General features: G+C 66.5%; 8 protein-coding genes. 3 read left to right on the top strand and 5 right to left on the bottom strand.

Annotated elements, in window-relative coordinates; all coding sequences use genetic code 11:
* Nucleotides 1–128 (top strand): IS3 family transposase (locus WAQ08_RS21625; RefSeq protein ID WP_422194675.1); only part of this gene is annotated, 128 nt, incomplete at its 5' end.
* Nucleotides 129–194: 66 nt separating this feature from the next.
* Here WAQ08_RS21625 and WAQ08_RS21620 read toward each other — a convergent pair.
* Both WAQ08_RS21620 and gloB read right to left on the bottom strand, forming a co-directional pair.
* Entirely contained in the window at nt 195–2,054 is a 1,860-nt protein-coding gene (locus tag WAQ08_RS21620; RefSeq protein ID WP_422194671.1) for a transglycosylase SLT domain-containing protein, read from the bottom strand.
* Nucleotides 2,051–2,836 (bottom strand): hydroxyacylglutathione hydrolase, encoded by a 786-nt coding sequence (gloB, locus tag WAQ08_RS21615; protein ID WP_422194669.1) that lies wholly within the window; start codon nt 2,834–2,836, stop codon nt 2,051–2,053. The genes WAQ08_RS21620 and gloB overlap by 4 nt, the downstream gene beginning before the upstream one ends.
* Between gloB and WAQ08_RS21610 the strand changes: the two genes are divergently transcribed.
* Together WAQ08_RS21610 and rnhA are read left to right on the top strand one after the other, a co-directional pair.
* Nucleotides 2,835–3,701 carry a class I SAM-dependent methyltransferase gene (locus WAQ08_RS21610; protein WP_422194667.1) on the top strand — a complete coding sequence of 289 codons (867 nt, stop codon included), beginning with the start codon at nt 2,835–2,837 and terminating at the stop codon, nt 3,699–3,701. The genes gloB and WAQ08_RS21610 overlap by 2 nt on opposite strands.
* The gene (rnhA, locus tag WAQ08_RS21605; RefSeq protein ID WP_422194665.1) at nt 3,701–4,153 is read left to right on the top strand and encodes a ribonuclease HI; all 453 of its coding nucleotides are present in this window, start codon (nt 3,701–3,703) and stop codon (nt 4,151–4,153) included. The genes WAQ08_RS21610 and rnhA overlap by 1 nt, the downstream gene beginning before the upstream one ends.
* A 39-nt stretch (nt 4,154–4,192) precedes the next feature.
* Here the strand turns inward: rnhA and WAQ08_RS21600 are convergent, their stop codons facing one another.
* The 3 genes from WAQ08_RS21600 to moaA are packed head-to-tail and all read right to left on the bottom strand — an operon-like array spanning nt 4,193 to nt 6,501.
* Nucleotides 4,193–4,741 (bottom strand): GNAT family N-acetyltransferase, encoded by a 549-nt coding sequence (locus WAQ08_RS21600; RefSeq protein ID WP_422194663.1) that lies wholly within the window; start codon nt 4,739–4,741, stop codon nt 4,193–4,195.
* The gene (gene mobA, locus WAQ08_RS21595; RefSeq protein ID WP_422194661.1) at nt 4,722–5,339 is read right to left on the bottom strand and encodes a molybdenum cofactor guanylyltransferase MobA; all 618 of its coding nucleotides are present in this window, start codon (nt 5,337–5,339) and stop codon (nt 4,722–4,724) included. Before mobA ends, WAQ08_RS21600 begins: the two co-directional genes overlap by 20 nt.
* Nucleotides 5,332–6,501, bottom strand: coding sequence for a GTP 3',8-cyclase MoaA (moaA, locus tag WAQ08_RS21590; protein WP_422194659.1), 1,170 nt, complete (start codon nt 6,499–6,501; stop codon nt 5,332–5,334). The genes mobA and moaA overlap by 8 nt, the downstream gene beginning before the upstream one ends.
* Between the last annotated feature and the right edge of the window lie 24 nt (nt 6,502–6,525).

The raw sequence follows: 6,525 nt of genomic DNA, 5'->3' as shown, positions 1-6,525 counted from the left end.
ATGGCCACAAGTTCGCCACCCGACGAGAAGCCATGGATGCGGTCGTCGACTGGCTGGGCTTTTACAATCACAAGCGGCTGCATTCCACGTTGAGCTATCTCAGCCCGATGCAGTACGAGCAACGCTGACATGCGGCACAGCACAAGAAGGCCGCGTAATCGATGAGTTAAGAACTCCGGGAAACAAGGGCAACCTCAGTTGCTGTTGGCCGCCACCACACGGGCGCGGGGCTGTTGACGGCTCGGTGCCGTCGCCTTGGTCTTGCCCTGATTGCGCGAAGACGCTACCTGACGGGCCTTGGCCTTGGCCTTACCTGCCGGCTTGGTCGTGGCCACTTTGGTGGAGGCGCGCGTGTTTTTCGCGCTGGCCTTGGCCGACGAGGTCGAGCGGCTGCGGGCCTTGGGGCGATCGTCATCATCACGCGAAGCGACGGCACGTGCTGCCTTTACCGGCACATACACCACCACCGCCTGGGCGCGCTTGAAGGTGGCCCCCACGCGCACCTTGTTCCACTGGGCCACCTGGGCCTCAGACACCTTGTAGCGGCGGGCGATGCTGGCCACGGTATCGCGCTTGCGGGCCTTGACGGTCATGCGGCGCATTGGCGGCAGATCGGGGGCCAGGGACATCATGGCGTTGTCGGCCACGGTTTCCGACACGTCCTGCTCGCGGTGCTGCGAGCGCGGCACCAGCAAGGTCGAGCCGGCCTTGACCAGCATGCGGGGCGGGATGCGGTTGATCTCGCGCAGGTCGGATTCGCTCATGCCCAGGCGCTTGGCCGCGTCGGAGGGGCGCATCGTCTTGGGCACGACCCAGGCCGTCCAACTGGCCAGTGTGCCCTTGTGGCGCGACAGGTTATGCATGAAGCTGCTGGCGTTGGCGTACGGCAGCAGGATCTGGGGGGTGCCCGCCGCCAGGATGACGGGCTTGTTCATCGATGGGTTGAGGGCCTGAAAATCGGCCTGAGTCAGCTGGGCCAGCCGTGCGGCCAGGGCCACGTCCATGTCGCGCTGGATGGGGACGCTGACGAAGTAGGGGTGATTCTCGATGGGGCTGAGCGCCAGACCGTAGCCTTCGGGATTGGCCACGATGTTGCGCACGGCGTGCAGCTTGGGCACGTAGTTGCGCGTCTCGGCCGGCATGTTCAGGCTGAGGTAGTCGGTGGGCAGGCCGGCCTTGGTGTTGCGGGCGATGGCGCGCTGCACATTGCCTTCGCCCCAGTTGTAGGCGGCCAGGGCCAGGTGCCAGTCACCGAACATGCGGTACAGGCGCTGCAGGTAGTCCATGGCCGCGCGGGTGGAGGCCAGCACGTCACGGCGGTCGTCGCGGAACAGGTTCTGCTTGAGCTCGAAATCCTTGCCGGTGGCCGGCATGAACTGCCAGATGCCCGACGCGCGGGCAGGCGACAGGGCCTGCGGATTGAAGGCGCTTTCGATGAAGGGCAGCAGCGCCAGTTCGGACGGCATGCCGCGGCGCTCGACCTCTTCGACCACGTGGAAGAGGTAGCGGTTGGCCCGGTCCGTCATGCGCTGGACATAGTCGGGCCGGCTGGCGTACCAGCGTTCATGATCGGCCACCAGTTCGGATTCCAACGGTGGCAAGGTGAAGCCCTGGCGCACACGGCCCCACAGGTCCTTGGCGGCTTCGCGGTCGTCGAGGTTGAGCGTGGCCTCTGGGCGCAGCGGGTCCGTCGGGGGGCCGGCGGCGTCCTTGGCCTCGTCTTCATCGTTGGCGGCCGGTGCGGCCGTATTGCCGCCGCGCAGGGCATCGAGCGACAGGCTGCGCGTGATCACCGAGGGCGCGTTGGGCGCGCGGGCACCTTCGACGGCCAGGGGCACGTTGTCCTTGGGGACATTGGCCAGTGCCAGGCGCGCGCTGCGTGGCTCGGGCGCGGGGCCGCTGGCGGTCGGGGCATCGGCCAGCGTGCCGGCTGCATCGCGCTTGGCGAAGGGCAGGTCCAGCGAACTGCAGGCGGTCAGGAGAAGGAGGGAGGATGTGGTGAGCAGGGTGCAGGCCGATCGGCCCAGGGCGGGTAGGGTGTGCAGGATGCTCATGCTGTGAATGTGTTCTTCCACTGACGCAAGGTGGTGAAGACCGACAGGGCGGAGGCGTCGGGCGCGCCTTGCTTCAGGGCTTGCGCGGCCACCGTCGGCTGGCGGCAGCGCAGATAAGGGTTGATGAGCCGTTCGCGGGCCACGTTGGTGGGCAGCGTGTACTCGCCGTGCGCGCGCAGTGCCAGGCTTTGCTCCAAGGCTTGGGCCACATCGGGGTTGCCCGGTTCGGCAGCGCTGGCAAATCGCAGGTTCGACACGGTGTATTCGTGGGTGGGACACAGCCAGGTATCGGCCGGCAAATCAGCCAGGCGATCCAGCGAGTGCAGCAACTGCTCTGTGGTGCCATCGAAAATGCGCCCGCATCCAGCAGAAAACAAGGTATCTCCACAGAATACCAGCCTCTGGGGCCAAGGCATACCCTGGGCTGGTAGCGCGACGTAACTGACATGCCCTGCGGTGTGCCCAGGGGTGTCCCAAACGTCGAATGTCAGGCCCAGTTCATGCACGGTGTCGCCATCGCCCACAGGGATGTCGATGCCGTTGATGGCCTCGTGGCGAGGGCCATAGACCGGGCCTTGAACGATGCGCCGCAACTCGGGCAGACCGGCCACGTGATCCGCATGCTTGTGGGTCACTAGAATGGCGGCCAGTGCCAGCTTTTGCTCTTGCAAGGCCTGCAGCACCGGCGCAGCATCCCCCGGATCGACCACGAGGGCTCGAGTGCCATCGCTGATCATCCAGATGTAGTTGTCCGAGAAGGCGGGCAGGGCAAGCAGTTTCATGACGAAAGTCGAACCGATTATAGAGTTGCATCCCTGGCTGGCCTTGCCCGCCGGCAGAGCCTTGCTCGAGTGGGAGCAGGCTCAGATGGACCGCATGGTGGCCGATGTGTTCGGTTTTCATGCGCTGCAGCTCGGTTTGCCCGAGGTCGATGCCCTGCGGGCCAACCGCATGCCCCATCGCTGGCTGGCCCTGGATGCGGCCTACCAGGGCTGGGTGCCGCCAGCCGATGTGCCGGTTGCCTCGAGCCCGGCGGTGGGGGGCGCGCCTGCCGATGCGCTGCAACCGACCGAAGGCGTTCACCTGCGCTGCGATTTCGAATCGCTGCCGTTTCCCAGTGCCAGCCTGGACCTGGTCGTGCTGCCGCATGGCCTGGAACTGGCACGCGACCCCCATGACACGCTGCGCGAGGTCGAGCGCGTGCTGGTGCCCGAGGGGCGGGTGGTGATCGCCGGGTTCAATCCGGCCAGCCTGTGGGGCATGCGCCAGCGCATGGGCCGCTGGGGCATGGGGCAGACCATGGTGCTGCCTCAAGGCGAGTTCATCGCCTACTGGCGCCTGCGTGACTGGCTGCGCCTGCTCGATCTGGAGGTCGAAGGGGGCAGCTTCGGCTGTTACCGGCCCATGTTGCGCAACCCGGCGTGGTGGTCGCGCTTCGAGTGGATGGAGCGCATGGGCGAGCGCTGGTGGCCGGTGCTGGGCTCGGTTTATTTTGTGGTGGCCGTCAAGCGTGTGCGCGGCATGCGCCTGGTGGGCAAGCTCAAGCGGGCCAAGGTGGCACCGCAGGCGGCACCGGCTGTGGTGGCCAACCGCCATGTTCAATCGGTGGGTGCACCTGCGCCTGCCACGCAAACGGATTCGAAGTGATGAGTGAGACGGTGTCGCCCAAGGTGGTGGTCTACACGGATGGCGCTTGCAAGGGCAACCCCGGGCCAGGTGGCTGGGGCGTCTGGATGGTGAGCGGCCCGCACGAGAAGGAAATGTGGGGCGGCGAACATGGCACTACCAACAACCGCATGGAGCTCACGGCCGTGATCCAAGCTTTGACCGTGCTCAAGAAGCCTTGCGAAGTCGTGGTCTACACGGACAGCGAGTACGTGCGCAAGGGGATCACGGAGTGGATCACGGGCTGGAAGCGCCGCGGCTGGAAGACCGCCGACAACAAGCCGGTCAAGAACGCCGAGCTGTGGCAGGAACTGGAGGCAGCGGCCTCACGCCACAAGGTGGATTGGCGCTGGGTGAAGGGGCACGCGGGCGATCCGGGCAATGAACGCGCGGATGCCCTGGCCAACCGTGGTGTGTCGGGCGCCTCAAGCTGAGGCATGCTGCAAGATGTGCTGAACGCGATGGCGCCTTGATCAGAGGATCAGCGCCATCGTGAGGCGGTCGATGTAGCGCACCTGACCAGCACCATCAATGAGTCGGACAGCGTGCGGCACGGCCCCGCAGGCCTTGAAGCCGGCACGCTCGTACAGGCGCACGGCGTCAGCGGTTTCGGTGCTCACGCGCAGGGTGAGTAGCTCCAGCCCGACGGCTTTTCGGGCTTGGGCCAGGCACTCCTTGATCAGGCTCATGCCGATGCCCTTGCCGCAATGCTTGGGCTTGACGAGCATGCTGTTGAGCTCAGCGCTGTGGCGCAGCTTGGGCAGGCTGTGGCGCTCCAGGCCGATCATGCCGACCATGTCCTGGCCCAGCCAGGCGCCGATCAGGAAGGTGCCGCCCAGCGGCTCGTACAGGCCCAGGCGGCCGATGTAGCTCTCGGGCGGGCGGGCCTGCTCGCCTTCGATGTCGGCGTCGAAAGCCTCGGGATGCAGGCGCAGGCCTTCATCGCGCAGGTATTTGAACGAACTCAGTTCCGCAGGCGTGACGCGTGCCACGCGAAGCCCCTCAGTGCCATGGCGTTCCATGCATTGTCTCCGGGGTATTGATGTTTAAGAAATCTGCCGGGCGCTCAAAGCATACGCCGATCCATGGGCAGGCGCGTAGACATTCGCCCACGCGGCGCTCACCTTGTTGGAACTTGTCCGCCAACACCGGGGTGCAGTCGCGGTGCAGCAGGGCGGTGGTCCAGTGGTGGCGTGGCTCGCCCGTGGCCGGGTCGATGCTGATGGGCACGGCCACCAGCGCCTGGGCCTTCGCGGCCGCCTGCTGCAGTGTGGCGACCAGATCCGGCGGCAGCGACGGGCTGTCGCAAGGGCTGAACTGGATCCAGTGCGTGGTGGTGTGCTGCAAGCCCGTGAGCATCCCTGCCAGCGGGCCGGCCTTGGGTGGCAGCGCCGGTGCATCGGGCTGCACGGGCCAGCCCCAGCGGGCGTACTGGTCGAGATGCCGGTTGGCGTTGAGCGTGAGCTGGTGTACCTGAGGCGCCAGGATGCGGGCCACATGCAGGGCGAGTGGCGTGTCATGCCAGGGCAGCAGCCCCTTGTCCTGGCCGCCCATGCGGCGGCCTTCGCCGCCACACAGCAGCCAGCCATCGACGAGATCGAGCGGGGCGTTGTCAGCCACCGATGTAGCTCATCTCGATGCGGCGGGCCGAGGGTGCAACTGGGGTCTGGGCCGCAGGCGGGAGGGAGGCGTCTGGCGTGGTGCTGCGCAGCGCGGAGTAGCGGTCCTGGCGTTGCTGCCACAAGGCTTGCAGGCGGGCCAGCAGGGTGGCATCGTCATCGCCCCCACGCAGGGCTGCGCGAAGGTCGTGCCCTTGGTGGGCAAACAGGCAGGTGTACAGCCGGCCATCGGTGGACAAGCGCAGGCGGTTGCAATCACCGCAGAAGGCCTGGGTGACGCTGGAGATGAAGCCCACCGTGCCGGCGCCGTCTTTGTAGGTGGCGCGGCGAGCGGTTTCTCCGGCATGCACCGTCGGCAGATCCCGCAAGGGGTAGTGATCGGCGATGCGCTGCCAGACCTGCTCGGAGGGGAGCACTTGGTCCATGCGCCAACCATTGGTGGCGCCCACATCCATGTACTCGATGAAGCGCAGTTCAACACCACTGTGCCGGAAGTGGCGCGCCATGGGCAGGATCTGGTCTTCGTTGATGCCCTTTTGCACCACCATGTTGACCTTAAGGGGCCCCAGGCCGGCGTGCTGTGCGGCGTCGATGCCCGTCAGGACCTGCCGGACGGAGACGCTGGCGTCGTTCATGCGCTGGAAGATGGCATCGTCCAGTGCATCCAGGCTGATGGTGACGCGGTGCAAGCCTGCGGCCTTGAGGGCCGCGGCCTTGTCGGCCAGCAAGGAGGCATTGGTCGTGAGGGTCAGCTCGACAGGGTGGCCATCCGGCGTCTGCAAGGGCGCGAGGATGGCGACCAACTGGTCGAGGTTCTTGCGCATCAAGGGCTCGCCGCCGGTGAGCCTGAGCTTGCGCACGCCCATGGACACCATGAGCCGGCTGGTGCGGGCGATCTCTTCGAAGCTGAGCAGGGCCTGGTGCGGCAGGAAGCGATGGCCCCGCCCGAACACGCTGCGTGGCATGCAGTAACCGCAGCGGAAATTGCAGCGGTCGGTCACGGAGATGCGCAGATCATGCAGGGGGCGCTGCAGGGTGTCGAGCACCGGCGCGCCCTTGGCGTCTGGGCGCATGGCAGCAGAGGCTGGGGGCAGTGCCTGTACCGTGCCCGCCCCAACAGGGGGGGCTTCCTGTTTTAGGGGAATGAACCGGGCCTCTCGCATGGACAGGATTGTGGCTCAACTTGT

The sequence above is a fragment of the Aquabacterium sp. genome (assembly GCF_049274795.1).
GTDB lineage: Bacteria > Pseudomonadota > Gammaproteobacteria > Burkholderiales > Burkholderiaceae_C > Aquabacterium.
The sequence above is the reverse complement of the archived record's forward strand: the minus strand, read 5'-3'. Positions and strand labels throughout refer to the sequence as shown.